General features: G+C 31.4%; 22 protein-coding genes. 20 read left to right on the top strand and 2 right to left on the bottom strand.

Annotated features, from left to right (window positions below; all coding sequences use genetic code 11):
* Nucleotides 1-19: 19 nt before the first annotated feature.
* Both WHA43_RS09225 and WHA43_RS09220 read right to left on the bottom strand, forming a co-directional pair.
* Complete coding sequence (locus tag WHA43_RS09225) at nt 20-1,918, bottom strand: amidophosphoribosyltransferase (protein ID WP_105046766.1); 1,899 nt, start codon at nt 1,916-1,918, stop codon at nt 20-22.
* 66 nt (nt 1,919-1,984) lie between these two features.
* Nucleotides 1,985-2,911 carry a PfkB family carbohydrate kinase gene (locus WHA43_RS09220; protein ID WP_105046765.1) on the bottom strand — a complete coding sequence of 309 codons (927 nt, stop codon included), beginning with the start codon at nt 2,909-2,911 and terminating at the stop codon, nt 1,985-1,987.
* A 159-nt stretch (nt 2,912-3,070) separates the two neighbouring features.
* On the opposite strand from WHA43_RS09220, the gene WHA43_RS09215 reads away from it, so the two are divergent.
* From WHA43_RS09215 to WHA43_RS09120, 20 genes are all read left to right on the top strand, one after another.
* A complete protein-coding gene (locus WHA43_RS09215) occupies nt 3,071-3,496 on the top strand; it encodes a SufE family protein (RefSeq protein ID WP_105046764.1) in 426 nt (141 codons plus the stop codon).
* Nucleotides 3,497-3,507: 11 nt separating this feature from the next.
* Nucleotides 3,508-3,828, top strand: a complete 321-nt coding sequence (locus WHA43_RS09210; RefSeq protein ID WP_105046763.1) for a DUF59 domain-containing protein — start codon at nt 3,508-3,510, stop codon at nt 3,826-3,828.
* Between the two features lie 78 nt (nt 3,829-3,906).
* Nucleotides 3,907-4,416, top strand: a complete 510-nt coding sequence (locus tag WHA43_RS09205; protein WP_105046762.1) for a DUF2480 family protein — start codon at nt 3,907-3,909, stop codon at nt 4,414-4,416.
* 70 nt (nt 4,417-4,486) lie between these two features.
* On the top strand, nt 4,487-5,341 hold the full coding sequence (locus WHA43_RS09200; protein WP_105046761.1) for a DUF3078 domain-containing protein: 855 nt from the start codon (nt 4,487-4,489) through the stop codon (nt 5,339-5,341).
* A 33-nt stretch (nt 5,342-5,374) separates the two neighbouring features.
* Nucleotides 5,375-6,298 (top strand): DUF3078 domain-containing protein, encoded by a 924-nt coding sequence (locus WHA43_RS09195; RefSeq protein WP_340828256.1) that lies wholly within the window; start codon nt 5,375-5,377, stop codon nt 6,296-6,298.
* Between the two features lie 79 nt (nt 6,299-6,377).
* Complete coding sequence (locus WHA43_RS09190; protein WP_105046759.1) at nt 6,378-6,959, top strand: HupE/UreJ family protein; 582 nt, start codon at nt 6,378-6,380, stop codon at nt 6,957-6,959.
* Between the two features lie 45 nt (nt 6,960-7,004).
* Nucleotides 7,005-7,430, top strand: a complete 426-nt coding sequence (locus WHA43_RS09185; protein WP_105046758.1) for a deoxycytidylate deaminase — start codon at nt 7,005-7,007, stop codon at nt 7,428-7,430.
* A complete protein-coding gene (locus WHA43_RS09180; RefSeq protein WP_105046757.1) occupies nt 7,427-8,995 on the top strand; it encodes a S41 family peptidase in 1,569 nt (522 codons plus the stop codon). The genes WHA43_RS09185 and WHA43_RS09180 overlap by 4 nt, the downstream gene beginning before the upstream one ends.
* A gap of 15 nt (nt 8,996-9,010) precedes the next feature.
* On the top strand, nt 9,011-9,775 hold the full coding sequence (locus WHA43_RS09175; protein WP_105046756.1) for a UDP-2,3-diacylglucosamine diphosphatase: 765 nt from the start codon (nt 9,011-9,013) through the stop codon (nt 9,773-9,775).
* Between the two features lie 115 nt (nt 9,776-9,890).
* On the top strand, nt 9,891-10,880 hold the full coding sequence (locus tag WHA43_RS09170) for an AAA family ATPase (RefSeq protein ID WP_105046755.1): 990 nt from the start codon (nt 9,891-9,893) through the stop codon (nt 10,878-10,880).
* Nucleotides 10,881-10,985: 105 nt separating this feature from the next.
* On the top strand, nt 10,986-11,855 hold the full coding sequence (locus WHA43_RS09165; protein ID WP_105046754.1) for a DUF58 domain-containing protein: 870 nt from the start codon (nt 10,986-10,988) through the stop codon (nt 11,853-11,855).
* A 10-nt stretch (nt 11,856-11,865) separates the two neighbouring features.
* Complete coding sequence (locus WHA43_RS09160; RefSeq protein ID WP_105046753.1) at nt 11,866-12,783, top strand: hypothetical protein; 918 nt, start codon at nt 11,866-11,868, stop codon at nt 12,781-12,783.
* A complete protein-coding gene (locus WHA43_RS09155) occupies nt 12,770-13,777 on the top strand; it encodes a vWA domain-containing protein (RefSeq protein ID WP_105046752.1) in 1,008 nt (335 codons plus the stop codon). Before WHA43_RS09160 ends, WHA43_RS09155 begins: the two co-directional genes overlap by 14 nt.
* On the top strand, nt 13,777-14,832 hold the full coding sequence (locus WHA43_RS09150; RefSeq protein ID WP_394372827.1) for a VWA domain-containing protein: 1,056 nt from the start codon (nt 13,777-13,779) through the stop codon (nt 14,830-14,832). Before WHA43_RS09155 ends, WHA43_RS09150 begins: the two co-directional genes overlap by 1 nt.
* A gap of 1 nt (nt 14,833) precedes the next feature.
* Complete coding sequence (locus tag WHA43_RS09145; RefSeq protein ID WP_105046751.1) at nt 14,834-15,634, top strand: tetratricopeptide repeat protein; 801 nt, start codon at nt 14,834-14,836, stop codon at nt 15,632-15,634.
* Between the two features lie 24 nt (nt 15,635-15,658).
* Nucleotides 15,659-17,428, top strand: coding sequence for a BatD family protein (locus WHA43_RS09140; protein WP_105046750.1), 1,770 nt, complete (start codon nt 15,659-15,661; stop codon nt 17,426-17,428).
* 2 nt (nt 17,429-17,430) lie between these two features.
* On the top strand, nt 17,431-18,180 hold the full coding sequence (locus tag WHA43_RS09135; protein WP_105046749.1) for an SH3 domain-containing protein: 750 nt from the start codon (nt 17,431-17,433) through the stop codon (nt 18,178-18,180).
* 3 nt (nt 18,181-18,183) lie between these two features.
* Entirely contained in the window at nt 18,184-18,489 is a 306-nt protein-coding gene (locus WHA43_RS09130) for a hypothetical protein (protein WP_146104915.1), read from the top strand.
* Between the two features lie 66 nt (nt 18,490-18,555).
* On the top strand, nt 18,556-20,145 hold the full coding sequence (locus WHA43_RS09125) for a SulP family inorganic anion transporter (protein ID WP_105046748.1): 1,590 nt from the start codon (nt 18,556-18,558) through the stop codon (nt 20,143-20,145).
* The gene (locus WHA43_RS09120) at nt 20,142-20,780 is read left to right on the top strand and encodes a carbonic anhydrase (protein ID WP_105046747.1); all 639 of its coding nucleotides are present in this window, start codon (nt 20,142-20,144) and stop codon (nt 20,778-20,780) included. Before WHA43_RS09125 ends, WHA43_RS09120 begins: the two co-directional genes overlap by 4 nt.
* Nucleotides 20,781-20,831: the final 51 nt, after the last annotated feature.

Genomic DNA, 20,831 nt, shown 5'->3' with positions numbered 1-20,831 from the left:
CGTTAAATCAATAATTGTTTTAATAAGCGCGTTTGTCATTTCCTTCATAAAAATTGATAAATGCCTGATTTACAACCCTATGACCTCCAGGAGTTGGATAATTCCCTGTAAAATACCAATCGCCTAAATGATTTGGACACGCTTTGTGCAAGCCTTCAATTGTTTGATAAATTACTTCTACTTCAGCATTGATATCGTCCGTTTTTAGCATTTCTGCAATTTTAGCTGAAATTTGCTCTGCTGTAAAAGGTTTGTAAATTTCTTTGACATAATTGATAATTTCTACATCTTTTTTTGATTGCTGCTCTTTGCATTTTTTATAAACTTCGTCAACAATATGATACTTATTTTGATCTTTCAGCAATTCTAAAGCTGCTTTAAATGCAATAAATGCATCAATTCTTGCCATGTCAATTCCGTAACAATCAGGATAACGAATTTGTGGTGCTGAAGAAACAATTACTATTTTTTTAGGTTGCAACCTGTCTAAAATTCGAATAATACTTTTCTTTAAAGTGGTTCCTCTTACAATACTATCATCAATAATTACCAAATTATCAGTTGGTTTTACAACTCCGTATGTTACATCATAAACATGTTCAACCAAATCATCTCTTGAACTATCGTCCGCAATAAAGGTTCTTAATTTTGCATCTTTAATGGCTATTTTTTCAAAACGAGGTCTTTCTGATAAAATTTCAGTAACCATTGCTGCTGATAAATTTTTGCCACCTGCTAAAATTTTGGCTGTTTTTTGTTCATTCAATAAATCTTCTGCAGCTTCTGTCATTCCATAAAACGAAGTCTCTGCTGTATTAGGAATGTATGAAAAAACGGTGTTTGAAACATCGCTTTTAATCGATTTTAAAACTTGTGGAAAAACATATTTTCCAAGGTTTTTTCTCTCTTGATAAATGCTTGCATCACTTCCTCTGGAAAAGTAAATTCGTTCAAAAGAACAAGATTTTTTTTGCCCAGGTTCATTCACTTTTTTGATAGAAGTTTTACCACTTTTTTTGATAATCAGTGCATGTCCAGGTTCTAATTCTTGAACATCTTCAATTTTTACATTAAAAACAGTTTGTATTACAGGTCTTTCTGATGCAACAGCTACAATTTCATCATTTTCAAAGAAAAAAGTAGGTCTTATTCCATTTGGATCTCTCAACACAAATGCATCTCCATGACCAACCAAACCAGCCATTGCATAACCTCCATCCCAACTTTTTGATGATCTTTTGAGTACTTTTTTCAAACTCAAATTTTCTTCTATATACGGAGAAGCTTCTCTTTTATTGAATCCTTCTTTTTTAGCTTCTTGATACAATTTCGCCACTTCATCTTCCAAAAAGTGTCCGATTTTTTCCATCACAGTTACAGTATCTGTAAATTCTTTTGGATGTTGGCCCAACTCAATCAATTCCTCTAAAATTTGATTGGAATTTGTCATGTTAAAGTTTCCTGCAACAATTAAATTTTTATGTTTCCAGTTGCTTTGACGCAAAAAAGGATGCACACTTTCTATACTATTTTTGCCAAAAGTTCCATAACGAACGTGACCTAAAAATAAGTTTCCAATGTAAGGCATGTTTTCTTCTTGCCATTTTACATCATCTTTCTTTTCCGGAAATTCCTCAAAAACACTATTAATGCGTTCGTTAATTTGTGCAAAAATATCTTGAATTGGTTGTGCTTGATTAGAACGAACTCTACTTATATATCTCGTTCCTGGCTCAACATTGAATTTGATGCTTGCAAAACCTGCACCATCTTGACCACGATTGTGCTGTTTTTCCATCAACAAATACATTTTATTGATTCCGTAAAAAGCCGAACCGTATTTGTCTTTATAAAATTGTAGCGGTTTTTTTAATCGAACCAATGCAATTCCACATTCATGTTTGATAGCATCACTCATTTTTTTACTAAATTATTTTAATTGTGTTAATAAAAAAATCCGCAGCGAAAAAACTGCGGATTAAAATTACGATATTTTTATGTCAAATTGTGTCAATTCCTTAAACGCTTGTAAACGATTGGTAACTTCGGATGTTGTTAAATCCTGCATTCGTTCTGTGCCGAATTTTTCCACGCAAAACGAGGCTAAATTCGAACCGTAAATAATGGCATTTTTCATGTTTTCAAATGAAATATCTTCGGTTTTTGCTAGATATCCACAAAAACCTCCTGCAAAAGTATCTCCTGCTCCAGTTGGATCAAAAACTTCTGCCAATGGCAAAGCTGGTGCAAAAAACATATTTCCTTCATTGAATAACAAAGCTCCATGTTCTCCTTTTTTAATCACCACATATTTCGGACCCATTTCATGGATTTTTTTTGCAGCATTTACCAAAGAATATTCACCAGAAAGTTGACGTGCTTCTTCATCGTTAATAGTTATCACATCAACTCTTTTTAAAACTGCATGCAATTCTTCTAAAGCAATATTCATCCAAAAATTCATGGTGTCTAAAACAATCAACGTTGGTTTTACCGTCATTTGATCAAGAACAGAAGCTTGTACTAAAGGATGTAAGTTTCCCAACATCACAATTTTTGCATCTTTAAACCTTTCAGGAACTACAGGTTTAAAATCTTCTAAAACATTCAATTCAGTAATCAAAGTATCTCTAGAATTCATGTCATTATGATAACGTCCACTCCAGAAAAAAGTTTTTCCAGTTTTGATGATTTCAATGCCATCAGTATTAATTCCTTTATCATTCATCATGGTTAAATAGGCTTCAGGAAAATCTCCTCCAACCACAGAAACAATGCCTGTTTGAATGCCAAACTGACTTGCAGCCAAACCCACAAATGTACCTGAACCACCTAAAATTTTAGCTGTTTTTCCAAAAGGCGTTTCAATTGCATCAAAAGCAACAGTGCCAACTGCCAATAGTTTACTCATTTTTATTAATTTTTGTATGCTGAATAAAAATCTTTGTTAAAACTTTTGTAAACAGCTTCATTGAAAGTTGCTGTTATTTAGATTAATTTAATTTTTATCAGTAATTTTGCACATCCAAGATGCAAATCAATTTTAAGGCGCAAAAATAAGTTTAAAAAAATGACTATTAAAGAAATACAAGAAGAAATTATTGATGAGTTTTCGATGTTTGATGATTGGATGCAACGTTATGAATATATTATTGAATTAGGAAAATCCTTGCCATTAATTGATTCAAAATACAAGTTGGATGAAAATTTAATAAAAGGTTGCCAATCAAAAGTGTGGCTTTTTTCTGAATTAGAAAACGATACTGTAAATTTTACTGCAGATAGTGATGCTATTTTAACAAAAGGAATTGTTGCTTTGTTATTACGTGTGTATTCAGGGCAAAAACCTGCTGATATTTTAGCTGCTGATACTGATTTTATTGACCAAATTGGGTTAAAAGAACACCTTTCCCCAACAAGAGCAAATGGGTTGGTTTCTATGATCAAACAAATTAAAATGTATGCCATTGCGCAACAATCAAAATTAACCAATTAAGATTTTTAAAGATGACAGATAAAGAATTAGACGAAATTGGTGATAAAATCATCCGTGTTTTAAAAACCATTTACGACCCAGAAATCCCTGTTGATATTTATGAATTAGGATTGATTTACGATGTGTTTGTCTCTGATGAACATGACGCAAAAATTTTAATGACCTTAACTTCACCCAATTGTCCTGTAGCAGAAACATTGCCTGTAGAGGTTGAAGAAAAAATAAAAACCCTGAAAGAAATCAACAATTGTGAGGTAGAAATTACTTTCGATCCAACTTGGACATCAGAAATGATGAGTGAAGAAGCCAAATTAGAGTTGGGAATGCTATAGTTAGTAGGCAGTAATCAGTTGACAGTAGACAGTAGATATAAGACTTTAAATTTTGAATTTTAAACCTTGAACTGAAATATGGAAAACGAAATCATCAATAAAGTAGCCAATAGCGCTTTAAAAACTATTGATTTAGAGCGTTTGTACCCTTCAGGAAAAAGAGTTTTGTTTGATATTAAAAATTGGCTTTTTGAAGAGCTCATATTAAAAGAAAAAGATTTTAGAGCTGCTGTTGAAGCACATGATTGGACTCAATATCAAGATAATTTTGTGGCAGTAACTTGTACTGCTGATGCCATTATTCCTTCTTGGGCATTGATGTTAGTTACTTCTAAATTGGTTCCTTTTGCCAAAAAAGTAGTTATTGGCGATATAACTATTTTAGAAACTACTATTTTTCAAGAAATTATAGCAAAATTACCTGTTGAAGAATTTAAAGATAAGCCCGTAATTGTAAAAGGATGCTCAGAAAAACCAGTTCCTGATGCTGCTTTTTCATTTTTAATTGAAAAATTGCAACCGATTGTAAAAAGTATTCTTTTTGGAGAAGCTTGCTCTTCTGTACCAATTTACAAATTGAAAAAATAGCGCAATTTTTAAAAAAAGCAATCGTTATTTCTATTAATATTTTACTTTTGTTTTTTTCAATAAAAAATGAATGAAAAACATCATTTTTCTACTTTTCTCATTACTTACTATAAACTCATTTTCTCAAAAGAAAACAGATAGCATTCCAAAGTGGAAAATGCATGGAAGATTTGCTTTTATCTTTAATCAATCTTCATTTTCTAATTGGGCTTCAGGAGGTGAAAATACGGTTGCAGGAAATATCAATATCAATTATGATTTGAATTACAAAAAAGACAATCTCAATTGGGATACGAGGCTTATTACCAGTTACGGTTTAAGCCACATAAGCAATAAAGGATATAGAAAAACAGACGATCGTTTTGAGCTTAATACATTATTAGGCTTAAAAACAGGAAAATATTGGTTTTTGTCTTTCATCGGAAATTTTAGAACTCAATATACCAAAGGTTTTGATTACAAAAAAGACCCAAAAGTATTGGTTTCAGAATTTTTATCTCCTGCCTATTTAACGTATGGTCCTGGAATGTTGTGGAAAAAATCGAATGATTTAAACTTTAATATTGCTCCTGCAACTGCAAGATATACGTTTGTAAGTGATTTTTTCTCAGGGAAATTTGGTGTTGAAGAAGGAAAAAACACGGCATTCAGTTTGGGTTTTAACTTTTCATCCTATTATAAATTCGGAATTATGGAAAATGTTGAAATGGAAAATATTTTAACATTATATACTGATTACTTAGCAAACATTGGCAATGTTGATGTTGACTATCAAACAAATGTTCGTTTTATTGTAAATAGGCATCTCAAAATGCATATGACATTTCATACAATTATGGATGATGATGCCTCAAGTAGAGTGCAGTTTAGACAATTATTTGGATTAGGTGTTAATTATAGTTTTCATCAAAAAACCAAATATTAAAAATAGTATTTTCACAACTTAAAAAATTTCGAAATGAAAAAAACAAAATTCCTATCCGCACTAATTTTTCTTGGATTTTCAATAATTTCTTTTGGACAAACTGCTGACGAACTTAAAAAAGAATTGTCATCAAAAAAAGATTCTATTGCCAAATTACAATCAAAAGCAGATGCTATCCAAAAACAAATAAACGCACTTCATGGTTGGAGAAAAGGCGCTTTTGGTACTATTGGCGCAAGTTTTTCGGGCTTTAACAATTGGTATTCTAGAAACGCACCAAATGCGTCTGCAGGTAATATTGGTATTACTGTAAACGGATTTGCCAATTTAATTGAAGATAAATTTTTCTGGAGAAATTCTGGAGGAATCAATTTAGGATGGGTAAAATTAGATGATAAAGCAATTGTTGGTGATGAAGATTTTGAAACTGCCACAGACGTTTTTACAATCACCTCTTTATATGGTAGAAGATTGGATAAAAAATGGGCAGTATCTGCTTTAGCAGAGTATAGAACCACATTAATTGACAATTTTAACAATCCTGGATTTTTAGATTTTGGGGTCGGTTTTACATGGACACCAACTGAAAGATTAGTGGTTGTGATACATCCTGGAAACTACAACTTTGTGTTTAGCAAAGGTAATGCTGATTTCGAATCTTCTCCCGAAGCAAAATTGGTGGCAGATTATACCGCAACTTATCACAAATTAAACGTAAAATCAAACCTTTCTGTGTTTACAAGTTACAATGATAGTAATTTATCAAACTGGAACTGGACAAATTCTTTTTCATACAATTTATGGAAAAGTTTAGGATTAGGTTTTGAATTTGGTTTGCGAAACAACAAACAAGAAGCCTTAAACAATGCTTTAATAACTGATACAACTGCAACTTTTGGTACTATTGATAATAAAATCCAAAATTATTGGTTGTTTGGTGTGAGTTATGCGTTTTAATAAATCATAAAAAATCCAAAAACCTTATCATTCAATTGATAAGGTTTTTATCTTTGAGCCACTTTAAAACAACGATTCTATGAACGATTTTCGATTATATACAGAAATGGGTCTTTTCCATGTATTGGATATCAAAGCCTATGATCACATTTTATTTTTGATAGTTTTAGCGGTTATTTTTAGTTTTTCGGAATGGAAAAAAGTACTTTGGCTAGTAACTCTTTTTACCATTGGTCATTCACTTTCACTCACGTTAGCTGCTTTTGAAATCATCAATATAAAAGTTGAAATCATCGAATTTTTAATTCCTGTAACCATTTTTATCACAGGTGTAACCAATATTTTCAATGCCAAAAAAACATCCAAAACAAAAGATAGCATCAATTTGATTTTTGCCTTATTTTTTGGCTTGATTCACGGACTTGGATTTTCTAATTATTTCAGAGCCATGATTGGCAAAGAAGATGATAAATTGGTACCCTTGGCAGAATTTGCTCTTGGTATTGAAGCTGCACAAGTAATAATTGTGTTGCTAATTTTAACAATTGGCTACCTATTACAAAATGTTGCCAAAGTAACCAAAAGAGATTGGATTTTGGTTACCTCATCAATTGTAATAGGATTTTCAATTCAGATGATGCTTGACAGAGTGTTTTGGTAAATTATTAACTATTTTTACGCACAAATCTTTTTACTTTCGCTGTTGATGAATGATGAAAAACAACTAAAATACGATATTGCTTACTTAAAAATGGCGCAAGAATGGGGTAAATTATCTCATTGTAAACGCAAACAAGTAGGTGCATTAATTGTAAAGGACCGAATGATAATTTCTGATGGATTCAATGGAACTCCAACAGGTTTTGACAACTGTTGCGAGGACGAATCTGGCGCTACAAAATGGGAGGTATTACATGCAGAAGCCAATGCTATTTTAAAAGTTGCTGCTTCTACACAATCTTGTAAAAACGCAACTTTATATATCACAATGTCTCCTTGCACACAATGCAGCAAACTCATTCATCAAGCAGGTATTAAAAGGGTTGTGTATGCAAATGCTTACAAAGATCCTTCTGGTTTAGATTTTTTAGAAAAAGCTGGTGTAGAAATTAACCATTTACCATTATTATGAATAAAAATAATTTACCCATTTATTTTTCATTAGCAGTAATTATCGGAATTATTATCGGTATTTTTTTTGGTGGAAATTCTTCAAGTTCCGTTTTTTCAAAAAATAATTTACAAGAACAAAAAATAAAAAAACTCATCAATTTTATTGAGCAAGATTATGTTGATGATGTAAATACAGACAAACTTTTAGATGGTGCTATTGCTGAAATGCTCGAAAAATTAGATCCTCATTCTGTATACATTCCAAAAGAAAATTTGCAAGCTGTTACAGAAAGTATGGAAGGTAATTTTATTGGAATTGGCGTAGAATTCAGAATCATAAACGACTCAATTACAGTAGTTCAGCCCATTAAAGGAGGGCCAAGTATCAAAGCTGGAATTAGAGCTGGAGACCGAATTTTAATGGCAAATAACGACACTCTTTATGGGAAAAAAATTCGTGCAGCCAATGTTCCTAAATACCTAAAAGGAAAACCATTGACAAAAGTAAAATTGCAGATTTATAGAAAAACAACTGATTCATTATTCAATGTCGATTTAATTAGAGATAAAGTAAACATTAAAAGTGTCGATTTATCATACATGATTAACGAAAAATTGGGTTACATCAAAATAGATCGTTTTGCAAGAAATACCTACAGCGAATTCAAAACCGCTTTAACCGCTTTGAAAAAAAGTGGCATGACTGATTTGGTGTTGGATTTACGCGGAAATGGTGGTGGTTATATTGATATTGCTACACAAATTATTGATGAATTTCTTGAAAACAAAAAACTCATGGTATTCACCAAAAATAACAAAGGAACTGTAGAAGAATATTTTGCAACTGCCTTAGGCGCTTTTGAAAAAGGTGGATTGTATGTATTGATTGATGAAAATTCAGCCTCAGCATCCGAAATTGTTGCAGGAGCTTTGCAAGACAATGATAAAGGAAAAATTATCGGACGCAGATCGTTTGGAAAAGGATTGGTTCAAGTAGAAATGGATTTGGGTGATGGTTCTGCAGTGCGTTTAACAACAGCCCGTTATTACACACCAACAGGACGTTCTATTCAAAAACCTTACGGAAAAAATGCTTCAGAAAATTATTATGATGATTATGAAAACCGAATTCAAAGTGGCGAATTGTTAAGCAAAGACAGCATTAAAGTTGTTGATTCTTTAAAATACAAAACCCCAAAAGGCAAAATAGTTTATGGTGGTGGAGGTATTATTCCTGATGTTTTTGTGGCTATTGATACTACTTCTTATTTGTCTGGATTTTACTTTAATTCCATCAATAATTTTGCATTTGATTATGTGGATGCCAACAGAAAAAAACTAGAAAAATGGAAATTGAATGATTTTATTGAACAATTTGATAAAGACAAATCTGTGCTTCAAAAATATTTAGTTTCTATTAAAGAGCGTGCAAATCCATCTATGAAAACCAAAGAAAATATTGAAAAATATTTAAAAGCTTCTATTGCAAATGTACTTTTTGGTGATCTTGGTTTTTACAAAATAATTCATCAAGATGATAAAATGCTCCTAAAAGTTTTGGAGTTGGAAACTAAAAAAGAATAGTGTTTCTTTGTAAGCATGATTTCAATCACCACATCAAACCATAAAAAAGTCTATTTTGCATCAGACCAACATTTGGGTGCTCCTACAATGGAGGCAAGTTTGCCTAGAGAAAAAAAGTTTGTTGCTTGGCTAGAAAGCATCAAAAACGATACTGAAGCGATTTTTTTATTAGGCGATTTATTCGATTTTTGGTTTGAATACAAAAAAGTTGTTCCCAAAGGTTTTACAAGAGTTTTAGGCAAATTAGCCGAAATCTCTGATAGTGGAATTCCGATTTATTTTTTTGTTGGAAATCATGATTTGTGGATGAAAGATTACTTTGAAAAAGAGTTAAACATTGCTGTTTTTCATCAACCACAAGAATTTCTCATCAATCAAAAAAAGTTTTTAATTGGTCATGGTGATGGTTTAGGCCCTGGAGATATTGGTTACAAAAGGATGAAAAAAGTATTTACTTTTCCGCCATTTAAATGGATGTTTCGTTGGTTACATCCTGATTTGGGTGTAAAACTTGGTCAATACATGTCTGTAAAAAACAAACTTATTTCAGGTGAAGAAGACTTCAAGTTTTTGGGAGCAGAAAATGAATGGCTTGTGCAGTATTGCAAAAAAAAGTTACAAGAAAATCACTATGATTATTTTGTTTTTGGTCACAGACACTTAGCTTTAGAAATAAAATTAACCGAAAATAGTACTTATTATAATCTTGGAGATTGGATTCAGTACTATACCTTTGGTGTTTTTGAAGAAACCCGTTTTTCTTTATCAAAATTTAACTAAAATCCTTTAAAATAAGGCGTTTAACTAAAAACCTTTAACCTTGTTTTAACAAAATAATTTTGTTAAAATTGTAGTTTTGTTTACTTAAAAAATTAATCATCAATTATTATACATAATGGACGTAGATGTTAGAGCTATTAATGAAAAAATAGAGAGAGAAAGTGCCTTTATTGACCTTTTGAGTCGAGAAATGAATAAGGTAATTGTAGGTCAAAAACAAATGATAGAAAGTTTGTTGATTGGTTTGCTTGGAAATGGTCATATTTTATTGGAGGGTGTTCCTGGTTTGGCAAAAACGTTGGCAATCAATACCCTATCAAAAGCAGTGCAAGGAAGTTTTAGTCGTGTACAGTTTACACCAGATTTATTGCCTGCAGACGTTGTTGGAACCATGATTTACAACACCAAAGTGAATGATTTTTCCATCAAAAAAGGACCCATTTTTGCAAATTTTGTATTAGCAGATGAGATCAACAGAGCACCTGCAAAAGTACAATCTGCTTTGCTAGAAGCCATGCAAGAACGCCAAATTACTATTGGTGATACCACTTTCAAATTGGAAGAACCGTTTTTGGTAATGGCAACTCAAAACCCTGTAGAACAAGAAGGTACGTATCCTTTACCAGAAGCTCAAGTGGATCGTTTTATGTTAAAAGTAGTGATTGATTATCCACTTTTGGCAGAAGAACAAATCATCATGCGTCAAAATTTAACAGGCGATTATTCATCTGTAAATCCAGTAATTTCTACAGAGCAAATCATTAGAGCTAGAAAAATGGTGGATGAAGTGTATATGGATGAAAAAATCGAGAAATATATTTTAGACATCATTTTTGCAACACGTTATCCAGACAAATACAAATTAGGTCAATTGAAAGATTTGATCAGTTTTGGAGCTTCTCCACGTGGAAGTATCAATTTGGCAAAAGCAGCAAAATGTTATGCATTCATCAAACGAAGAGGGTATGTAATTCCTGAAGATGTTAGAGCTGTTGTTTTTGATGTTTTGCGTCACAGAATAGGAATTACCTATGAAGCTGAAGCTGAAAACTTCACCTCAGTTGACATTATCAACGCAATTATCAACGAGATTGAGGTGCCTTAGATTTAGTTTTCAGTAATCAGTATCAGCAAACAGTTATTTAGTAATAACGATAGCTGATATTGAAAATTACAACTGAAAACTGAAACTGAAAACTGTGACTGCAATATGGATACCAAAGAAATACTTAAAAAAGTTCGGAAAATAGAAATTAAGACAAAACGTTTGTCTAATAATATTTTTGGAGGCGAATATCATTCTTCGTTTAAAGGACGTGGAATGACGTTTTCTGAAGTGCGCCAATATCAGTTTGGAGACGATGTAAGAACCATTGATTGGAACGTAACTGCACGTTACAACGAACCTTATGTAAAAGTTTTTGAAGAAGAGCGTGAATTGACAATGATGTTGATGGTGGATATTTCTGGATCAGAATTTTTTGGAACAACCACACAATTCAAAAGAGATACTGCCACTGAAATTGCAGCAACATTGGCTTTTTCAGCAACACAAAACAATGATAAAGTTGGTTTGATTTTATTTTCTGATGCGATCGAATTATACATTCCGCCAAAAAAAGGAAAAAGTCACGTGTTGAGAATCATCAGAGAATTGATTGAATTTCAGCCAAAAAGCAAGCAAACGAACATTTCTGAAGCATTGAAATTTTTATCAAATGTGATGAAAAAAAGAGCGATTGTTTTTATACTTTCTGATTTTATGGATGATGATTACGAACGTACTTTAAAAATTGCTGGTAGTAAACACGACATTACAGGAATCAGAGTGTATGACAGATTTGATGAAGAAATTCCGAATTTAGGATTGGTACCCATGTTAGATGCTGAAACAGGAAATGTTCAATTGGTAAATACCTCGTCAAAAAATATCAGAACAAATTATAAAGCCAATGCTTTGCGATTGATGGATTATTATCAAAATACTTTCAAAAGAAGTGGCGCAGGAACCATCAGCACAAGAGTTGATGAAGGTTATGTAAAAAAATTATTAGGCTATTTCAAACAAAAAGGAAGATAGTTTTATCAACATGAAAAAAATTTTAACATACATATTCGTATTGTTTTCAGCTATTGGATTTGCCCAAAGTTCTATGGTAAATTCGCAAGTTGAAACATCTAGCATTCGAATTGGAGAGCAATTTCAATATAAAATTACCGTAAAAGGAACTGAAAACGTCATTCTACCAAAACTAGTTTTGAGTAAAGGTTTGGAAATTATTGATTCTGCAAAAGTAGATACTGTCAACAATATGTTGATTCAAAAATATGTGTTGACAGGTTTTGATAGTGGTGCTTATTACATTCCTCAACAACAAGTTTTTGTTAGAAATCAAGCATTTTTTACAGATTCATTGTTAATCAATGTAGCAACTGTTGAAATCGATACTACTAAAATCAAAAAGTATCCTATAAAATCCATCAAAAGTGAACCTTATGTTTTTGACGATTTCAAAATGTATATTTACTTACTTTTAGCAGCTTTAGCCATTATCGGATTCTGGATTTACTATTTTGTCATCAGAAAACGAAAAGTAGAAGAAGACAAACCAACCTATAAAGTATTGCCTCCTTTTGAAGAAGCTATTTATAAATTGAATGAATTGGATAGTAAATTATTGTGGCAAAACAATCAGGTAAAAGAATATTATAGTGAACTGACTGAAATTGTGCGAAATTATATTGAACGCGAATTGCAAGTGCCTGCTTTAGAAAAAACGACGGATGAAATCATTGGTATGTTGCGTGATTTTCAAAATGCAAATACCATTCAAACTTCTAAAGAAACCATCAAAAAATTAAAAGAATTATTGCAGGAAGCTGATTTGGTGAAATTCGCAAAATCGAAACCAATTGCCATAGAAATTGAAGAAGACAGAAAAGATGCTGAAGAAATCATCAGTAATTTGAAACCTAAACCAACACCAAAAAAAGATGAATTGGAATAATTTCGAATTTCTAAATCGCGAATTTTTGTGGTTGCTTGTTTTAATTCCTTTGCTTGCAATTTGGTATTTTTTATCACATAAAAAAGAAGGAGCAACCTTGTTAATGCCCAATGTAAAAGGGTTTAAAGCAAACACTTCTTTGCTTGCAAAACTAAAACCATTGTTGCATGTTTTACGTCTTTTGGCAATTGCGGCCATCATTATTGCTTTTGCAAGACCAAGAAATGTAGCAGTAAGTTCTAAAATAAAATCTAATAACGGAATTGATATTGTAATGGCAGTTGACGTTTCAGCAAGTATGTTGGCTCGCGATTTAAAGCCAAACAGATTAGAAGCTTTAAAAGTGGTTGCCATCGATTTTGTGGATAGAAGACCAAATGACAGAATTGGAATCGTTTTGTATGCTGGAGAAAGTTTTACACAAACTCCCATTACAAGTGATAAAAGCATTGTAAAAAGCGTCATTTCTGAATTGCAATGGGGACAATTAGATGGTGGAACTGCTATTGGAATGGGTTTAGGTTCGGCTGTTAATAGATTGAAAGACAGCAAAGCAAAAAGTAAAGTGATTATTTTGCTGACAGATGGTGTAAACAATTCTGGAAATATCGATCCAAAAACAGCAGCTGAATTGGCAAGAGAACTTGAAATAAAAGTATATACAATTGGAATTGGAACCAATGGAATGGCCGATTTTCCTTGGAGTAAAGATCCAAGAACTGGATTGTTGAATTTTAGAAAGCAACAAGTAGAAATTGATGAAAAACTGTTACAATACATTGCAGATCAAACAGATGGACAATATTTTAGAGCTACAAACAATCAAGATTTGCAAGAAATTTATGATGAAATTGACAAACTCGAAAAAACAGAAATAGAAGAATTTAAATATTACAATTACGAAGAGCTTTACAGACCTTTAATTTTTTTAGCTTTAGGTTTGCTTGTTTTAGAGTTTTTATTGAGAAACATTTTATTTAAAAGCTTTATATAATGTCAGAATTATACAGATTAGAAGAACCAAAATATTTTTTATTATTAGCCATCATTCCTGCAATGATAGTGGTTTTTCTGATGATTTTTTGGTGGAAAAAAAGAACACAACGTCTATTTTCTAATGCTGTTTTATTGAAAAAATTAGCGCCAAACACATCACCTTTTAAGGCAAGTTTAAAGTTAACAATGTTGCTTTTTGCCATTACTTTTTTAATAATTTCTTTGGTAAATCCAAAAATGGGTTCAAAATTAGAAACCGTAAAAAGAGAAGGTGTTGATGTTGTTTTTGCTTTAGACGTTTCCAAAAGTATGTTGGCTGAGGATATTGCGCCAAACAGATTGGAAAAAGCGAAACAAATCACCTCAAAAATTATTGATAATTTAGGTTCTGATAGAGTTGGAATGATTGTTTATGCAGGAAATTCGTATCCATTAATTCCAATTACAACAGATCATGCAGCTGCCAATATGTTTTTGCAAAATGCCAATCCTGAAATGGTTTCAAGCCAAGGAACAGCCATCAGTGAAGCATTAGAATTGGCAAAAACTTTTTTCAATGATGAAGAGCAAACCAATCGTTTTTTAATCATCATTTCTGATGGTGAAGATCATCAAGAAGAAACCAAAGAAGTTGCTCAAAGTTTGATAAATGATGGTGTAAAAATTTATACCATTGGTATTGGAACAGAAAAAGGAGGTCCAATTCCTATGCGTTTAAATGGCACAATGATTGGTTATAAAAAAGACAATCAAGGAGAAACTGTGATTACCAAAAGAAATTCAGAAATTTTAGAAGACATTTCTTCTATTGGCGAAGGAAAATACATTGATGGAAATTCAACAGAAAATCCAGTAAATGAAATAACAGAAATCATCACAAATGCTCAAAAAAGCGAGTTTGAAACCAAACAATTTTCTGATTATAAAGATCAGTTTCAATGGTTTTTGGCAATTGCAATTCTGTTTTTATTGCTAGATGCTTTCTTATTTGATAAAAAAACAAAATGGTTAAAAAATATCGATTTGTTTAACGAAGAAAAAACAACAACGTAACATGAAAACACTACTAAATACGCTTATCTTTTTAGGAATGTTCCTTGCTGGGTTGGAAATTGTCGCTCAAAAAGATTCGATTGCAATGCAAAGAAGTGCACGAAAATTAGTGAGAGAAGGAAATGCTTTGTACGAACGACAAAAATTTACAGATGCTTCTGTTGCCTATAAAAAAGCATTAAATAACAGCGCTTATTATGACAAGGCAAGTTATAATTTAGGCAATGCTTTGTATCAAGATAAAAATTATCAAGAGGCAATTCCGCAATACGAATTAACAGCAAAAACAGCTACTGATAAGTTTACAAAAGCAGAAGCTTATCACAATATTGGTAATGCCATGATGGAAACAAAAAATTATCAAGGAGCTGTTGATGCGTATAAAAACTCGTTGCGAAACAATCCAAATGATGATGAAACTCGCTACAATTTAGCGGTTGCTCAAAAAATGTTAGACAAACAAAATCAAGATAATAAAGATAATAAGGATAATAAAGACAATAAGGATAAAAAAGATAAAAAAGACCAAAATCAAGATAAAAAAGAAGGAGAAGACAAAGACAAAAAAGACGATAAAAACAAAGATGGTGAAGGAGATAAAGACAAAAAAGATCAGAATCAAGATAAGAAAGAGGATGAAAAAAACGATAAACAAAAACCAAAACCTCAACAAGGAAAAATGTCTCCTGAACAAATAAAACAATTGTTGGAAAGTCTTCAAAACGAAGAAAAAAAGACCCAACAAAAAATGAATGCTCAAAAAGCAAAAGGAGACAAGTTAAAACAAGAAAAAGATTGGTAAATTTGCCCGTTTTTTAGAAAAAAAATGAAACTTAAAATTTACATATCATTCATAATAAGCATATTATCATATTCAATTTTTGCACAACAGGCTGAATTGAGTGTTTCAATAAGTAAAAATACTTTGGGTTTAAATGAACGTTTGCGCATTGAATTTTCGATCAACAAACAAGGTGGAGATAATTTTACACCACCAAAATTCAAAGATTTTAAAGTGATTGCAGGCCCAAGTCAATCTGTGAGTCAGTCTTGGATTAACGGAAAAGTAACCTTTTCACAATCATATACTTACATCCTAAAACCAAACAGAAAAGGCGAATTAATTATTGAACCTGCATCTATTGAACTGAATGGATCAACTGTAAATTCAAAATATTTAAAAGTCGTTGTAACTGATCCAATTGATATTCCTGATGATCCAAATGACCCTGAATATATTGCGAATCAAAACATTCATTTGGTTGCTGAAGTTACCAAAACGAATCCTTATGTTGGCGAGGGAATTTATGTAGAATACAGATTGTATGTTAGTGAAAATGTGAGTGTTTACGACACTTCTGTAACAGAAGCTCCACAATACAATGGTTTTTGGAATCAAGAAATTCAGATTGATGGTTATCCTGTAAAAATGGGAAAATACAATGGTCAAAATTATAGGTATATTGTACTTCAAAAAGCATTGTTAGTCCCCACAAAAACTGGAAACTTAACGATTGATCCAATGAAAATGGATATTGTAATTGGCGTTCCAACAGGAAGAGCTGATTTTTTTGGAAATGTAATCACAAAAAATATCCGAAAAGAATTTGCTTCACCAAAAAAAACAATCAACCCAAAAGAATTGCCAATGAATGGAAAACCTGAAAATTTTACAGGTGCAGTTGGTGAATTTAATTTCAATGTAACATTAAGTAAAGAAGTGTTAAAAGCCAATGAATCATCGCAAATAAAAGTAGATGTTTCAGGAAAAGGAAATTTAAAATTGTTTGAACTTCCAACCGTAGAAACTCCTACTGAATTGGAAAAATATCAACCAGAAAGAAAAGAAAATGTTCGTATTAGTGCAGATGGAATCAGTGGTTCTGTGTCAGATTCTTACACAATTGTTCCTCAATTTAAAGGAAAATATAAAATTCCGAAAGTTTCATTTTCATATTTTAATCCAAAATTAGGCACCTATAAAACCATCACAACAGATGATATGTATGTGGATGTTTTAGAAGGAAAAGAATTGGTAACAAATAATACAACTTCATCAAATACTGTTGAAAAACAAGAAGTTGTATCATTAGGAAATAATTTTAGATACATTCAAACTAAAACGGTATTTCAACCCAAAAAGACGGAAGATTTTTACAATTCGAACTTATTTTATTTATTGTTATTAGTGCCATTTTTAGCGATTCCAATTAGTATTTTTATCGGAAAAAGAAATGAAGCACGAAATAGTGATTTAGCTGGACTTCGTTTGCGTAAAGCCGAAAAATTAGCTCGAAAATTCTTGTCAGAAGCTCAAAAACAATTGGGTAAAAAAGAGGCATTTTATGAAGCTCTAGAACGTGCTTTACACAATTATTTAAAAGCAAGATTAAATATTGAAACTGCTGATATTAGTAAAGAAAAAATCACTCAAATTTTAGAGGAAAAGAAAGTTGATGCTGAGACAATAACCAAATTTATTGAAGTATTACAAGCATCAGATTTTGCAAGATACACACCAGTTACGAATACTGAAATGAACAAAGAATTCGAAAAAGCAAAACAAGTAATCGTTCAATTAGACAAACAATTATAATTATGAAAAAAATAATTTTTTTATTGCTGATGTTTGCGAACACTTTATTTGCTCAAAATATTGACGATATTTTTTATTCGGCAAATGATTTTTATAAAAACGAAAAATTTGAAAAAGCCATTGAATTGTATCATCAAATTGAGTCGAAAGGAACAATTTCGGTTGAATTGTATTACAATTTAGGAAACTCGTATTATAAAATCAACAAAGTTGGACCAGCCATTTATTATTTTGAAAAAGCGTTGAAATTAGACTCAACAAACGAAGATGCTCAAAATAATTTGATTTTTGCAAAGCGATTGGCCTTAGACAACATTCAAGAAATTCCGAAAAATATCTTTCAAAAAATCAACGCAAACTATTTACAGAAACTTTCTTACAATCAATGGGCGATAGTTTCAGTAGTTTTTTCGTTCTTAGCTTGTATTTTATTTCTACTCTTTTATTTTGCAAATTCTCCTACTATAAAGAGAATTTATTTTAGTTCAAGTATCAGTAGTTTTTTGCTGTTAATTATTTCTTTTTCAATTACTTATAATCAGTTTTCATTCTCTCAAAACAATAAAGAAGCGATTGTTTTTGCAGAGACATCTGCTGTAAAAAATGCACCAACTTTCAACTCAGAAGAAGTGTTTATTTTACATGAAGGTACAAAAGTTATCGTTTTAGACGCAATAGATAACTGGAAAAAGATTAAATTAGCGGATGGAAAGCAAGGTTGGATCATTGCTAAAGAAATAAAAGAACTGTAAAATTTGATTGAAATCTCTAAATTATCTCTTTTAAAACTGCTCATTTTACTGTTATTAACGGTAAAGTTATCAAGTTTTCTGTCTGATAATTTTTCACTAAATACCCCAGAAAAAATTGTAAATTCTTGTCCTGACGAAATGGAAATTGAAGTAGAATCAGAAACTGCTTTTTTCCAAAAAATATCCAAAACCACTACCTTTACGTTTACCAAAGTTTTTTCTGTAAAAGCACCTGTTTTTAAAAACACCTTTTCTCAAATAACAAACCTTTTAGAGTTTTCTACACCACCTCCAGAGATTTTTTCATAACCTCGAAAATCAACCCTTTTTATCAATCATAAACTTACTTTTAGTAGTAAGTAAAAATTCATTTAAATGTTTAAAACGTTAAAAAACGATATTCCAGCAAGTATTGTAGTGTTTTTTGTGGCACTACCTCTTTGCTTAGGAATTGCTTTGGCAAGTGGTACCCCACTATTTTCTGGATTAATTGCTGGAATCATAGGTGGAATTATTGTGGGCTCTTTAAGTGGCTCAAAAATTGGTGTAAGTGGACCTGCTGCAGGTTTGGCTGCAATTGTATTAACTGCAATTGGCACTTTAGGAGGTTATGAAAACTTTTTAGTTGCCGTTGTTTTAGCGGGTGTTATTCAATTATTATTTGGTGTTTTAAAAGCCGGTATTATTGGATACTTTTTTCCTTCATCGGTAATTAAAGGGATGTTATCAGGAATTGGAATCATCATTATTTTAAAACAAATTCCTCATTTTTTAGGATATGATGCTGATCCAATTGGTGATGAAGCATTTTTACAAGTTGATGCAGAAAATACATTTTCTGAATTAGAAAATGCTATAAATAATATCATTCCAGGATCATTAATAATTGGTGTGATTGGATTATTGGTTATTCTTTTTTGGGATAAAGTTTTGGCAAAAAAAGCAAAATTTTTCACCATCATTCAAGGACCTTTTGTGGCTGTAGTTTTGGGAATTGTATTTTTTGTGGTTACACAAAATCATAGCAGTTTAGCTATTACCCAGTCACATTTAGTGAATGTTCCAATTCCTGATAGTTTCAGCTCTTTTTTAGGACAATTAACTTTTCCAAATTTTGAAGTTATTGCAAGTTATGATGTTTGGATAATAGCCTTTACAATTGCTTTAGTAGCTAGTTTAGAAACTTTATTGAGTGTGGAAGCCACAGACAAATTGGATCCTGAAAAAAATGTAACTCCTACAAATAGAGAATTGCTAGCGCAAGGAACAGGAAATATTTTATCTGGTTTAATTGGTGGTTTGCCAATTACTCAAGTAATTGTTAGGAGTTCTGCCAACATTCAATCTGGCGGAAAAAGCAAATTATCTACTATAATTCATGGATTTTTATTACTAATTTCTGTTTTGTTAATTCCAAGATTATTGAATAAAATTCCATTATCGGTATTAGCAGCCATTTTATTAGTTGTTGGATACAAATTGGCCAAACCATCATTATTTAAAAGTATGTATCAATTAGGCTGGAAACAATTTTTACCATTTATAGTTACTATTATTGGAATTGTTTTCTTAGATTTATTAAAAGGAATTGGACTAGGATTAATAGTTGGAATTGTAATAATTTTGATAAAAAGTTATCAAAATTCTCACTTTTTACACAAAGAAGTTGATATTAATGATAAAAATCATTTAAAAATGACACTAGCTGAAGAGGTAACTTTCTTTAACAAAGGGGCTATTTTAAATGAATTAGATAAAATTCCGCAAAATGCTCATCTTGAAATTGATGTAAGAAAAACACAATATTTAGATTATGATATCATTGAAATTTTAGACGATTTTATCATAAAAGCCAAAGATAGACACATTGAAATTAAAATAATATCAACCCAAAAAACAATTGAAAACCCTGAAAGTTTCGTGAAATTTTACAACGAAATTACACCAAAAAAATCAAAGAAATGAAAGGTACCTATTACGAAAATCTGCTTATAAACAATAAAGCTTGGGCAGAAGAGATGATTGCTAACGACAAAGATTATTTTTTAAAACTTTCTAAAGCTCAAACACCACCATTATTGTGGATTGGCTGCTCTGATAGTAGAGTGCCAGCAAATGTTATTACAGGAACACTTTCTGGTGAAATATTTGTACACAGAAATATTGCAAATATGGTTGTACATACAGATATGAACATGTTAAGTGTTTTAGATTATGCTGTAAATCACTTAAAAGTAAAACACGTTGTGGTTTGTGGTCATTATGGTTGTGGTGGTGTGGAAGCTGCAATGTCAAATAAATCTTTAGGATTGATTAATAAATGGATTCGAAATATCAAAGAAGTATATCGTGAAAACTATACTGAATTGAACAAAATTAAAGATGATAAAAAACGTTTTGACAGATTGGTTGAACTCAATGTAATCGCGCAGGTTTATGATTTGGCAAAAACATCCATAGTTCAAAAATCATGGAAAGATGATTCTGGTTTAGAACTTCATGGTTGGGTATATGGTTTGGATAATGGGCTTATCAAAGACTTAAAAGTAACTATGAAAAGCGATGCGCATCTAGAAGATATTTTTAAGTTAGATATTTAAATAAATCATTCAATTAAAAAATAAAACCATCAAAATAACATTTGATGGTTT

This window comes from Polaribacter gangjinensis (genome assembly GCF_038024125.1).
In the GTDB taxonomy this organism is placed as follows: domain Bacteria; phylum Bacteroidota; class Bacteroidia; order Flavobacteriales; family Flavobacteriaceae; genus Polaribacter; species Polaribacter gangjinensis.
Note: the sequence above shows the minus strand (reverse complement) of the source record. Positions and strands in the feature narration are given on the sequence as shown.

Coding starts and splice junctions, on each gene's coding strand:
- WHA43_RS09140 (WP_105046750.1), top strand. CDS start 15,659: ATGAAACTTAAAATTTACATATCATTCATAATAAGCATATTATCATAT.
- WHA43_RS09170 (WP_105046755.1), top strand. CDS start 9,891: ATGGACGTAGATGTTAGAGCTATTAATGAAAAAATAGAGAGAGAAAGT.
- WHA43_RS09200 (WP_105046761.1), top strand. CDS start 4,487: ATGAAAAACATCATTTTTCTACTTTTCTCATTACTTACTATAAACTCA.
- WHA43_RS09155 (WP_105046752.1), top strand. CDS start 12,770: ATGAATTGGAATAATTTCGAATTTCTAAATCGCGAATTTTTGTGGTTG.
- WHA43_RS09195 (WP_340828256.1), top strand. CDS start 5,375: ATGAAAAAAACAAAATTCCTATCCGCACTAATTTTTCTTGGATTTTCA.
- WHA43_RS09160 (WP_105046753.1), top strand. CDS start 11,866: ATGAAAAAAATTTTAACATACATATTCGTATTGTTTTCAGCTATTGGA.
- WHA43_RS09150 (WP_394372827.1), top strand. CDS start 13,777: ATGTCAGAATTATACAGATTAGAAGAACCAAAATATTTTTTATTATTA.
- WHA43_RS09180 (WP_105046757.1), top strand. CDS start 7,427: ATGAATAAAAATAATTTACCCATTTATTTTTCATTAGCAGTAATTATC.
- WHA43_RS09120 (WP_105046747.1), top strand. CDS start 20,142: ATGAAAGGTACCTATTACGAAAATCTGCTTATAAACAATAAAGCTTGG.
- WHA43_RS09210 (WP_105046763.1), top strand. CDS start 3,508: ATGACAGATAAAGAATTAGACGAAATTGGTGATAAAATCATCCGTGTT.
- WHA43_RS09135 (WP_105046749.1), top strand. CDS start 17,431: ATGAAAAAAATAATTTTTTTATTGCTGATGTTTGCGAACACTTTATTT.
- WHA43_RS09205 (WP_105046762.1), top strand. CDS start 3,907: ATGGAAAACGAAATCATCAATAAAGTAGCCAATAGCGCTTTAAAAACT.
- WHA43_RS09225 (WP_105046766.1), bottom strand. CDS start 1,918: ATGAGTGATGCTATCAAACATGAATGTGGAATTGCATTGGTTCGATTA.
- WHA43_RS09175 (WP_105046756.1), top strand. CDS start 9,011: ATGATTTCAATCACCACATCAAACCATAAAAAAGTCTATTTTGCATCA.
- WHA43_RS09215 (WP_105046764.1), top strand. CDS start 3,071: ATGACTATTAAAGAAATACAAGAAGAAATTATTGATGAGTTTTCGATG.
- WHA43_RS09185 (WP_105046758.1), top strand. CDS start 7,005: ATGAATGATGAAAAACAACTAAAATACGATATTGCTTACTTAAAAATG.
- WHA43_RS09190 (WP_105046759.1), top strand. CDS start 6,378: ATGAACGATTTTCGATTATATACAGAAATGGGTCTTTTCCATGTATTG.
- WHA43_RS09220 (WP_105046765.1), bottom strand. CDS start 2,911: ATGAGTAAACTATTGGCAGTTGGCACTGTTGCTTTTGATGCAATTGAA.
- WHA43_RS09125 (WP_105046748.1), top strand. CDS start 18,556: ATGTTTAAAACGTTAAAAAACGATATTCCAGCAAGTATTGTAGTGTTT.
- WHA43_RS09145 (WP_105046751.1), top strand. CDS start 14,834: ATGAAAACACTACTAAATACGCTTATCTTTTTAGGAATGTTCCTTGCT.
- WHA43_RS09165 (WP_105046754.1), top strand. CDS start 10,986: ATGGATACCAAAGAAATACTTAAAAAAGTTCGGAAAATAGAAATTAAG.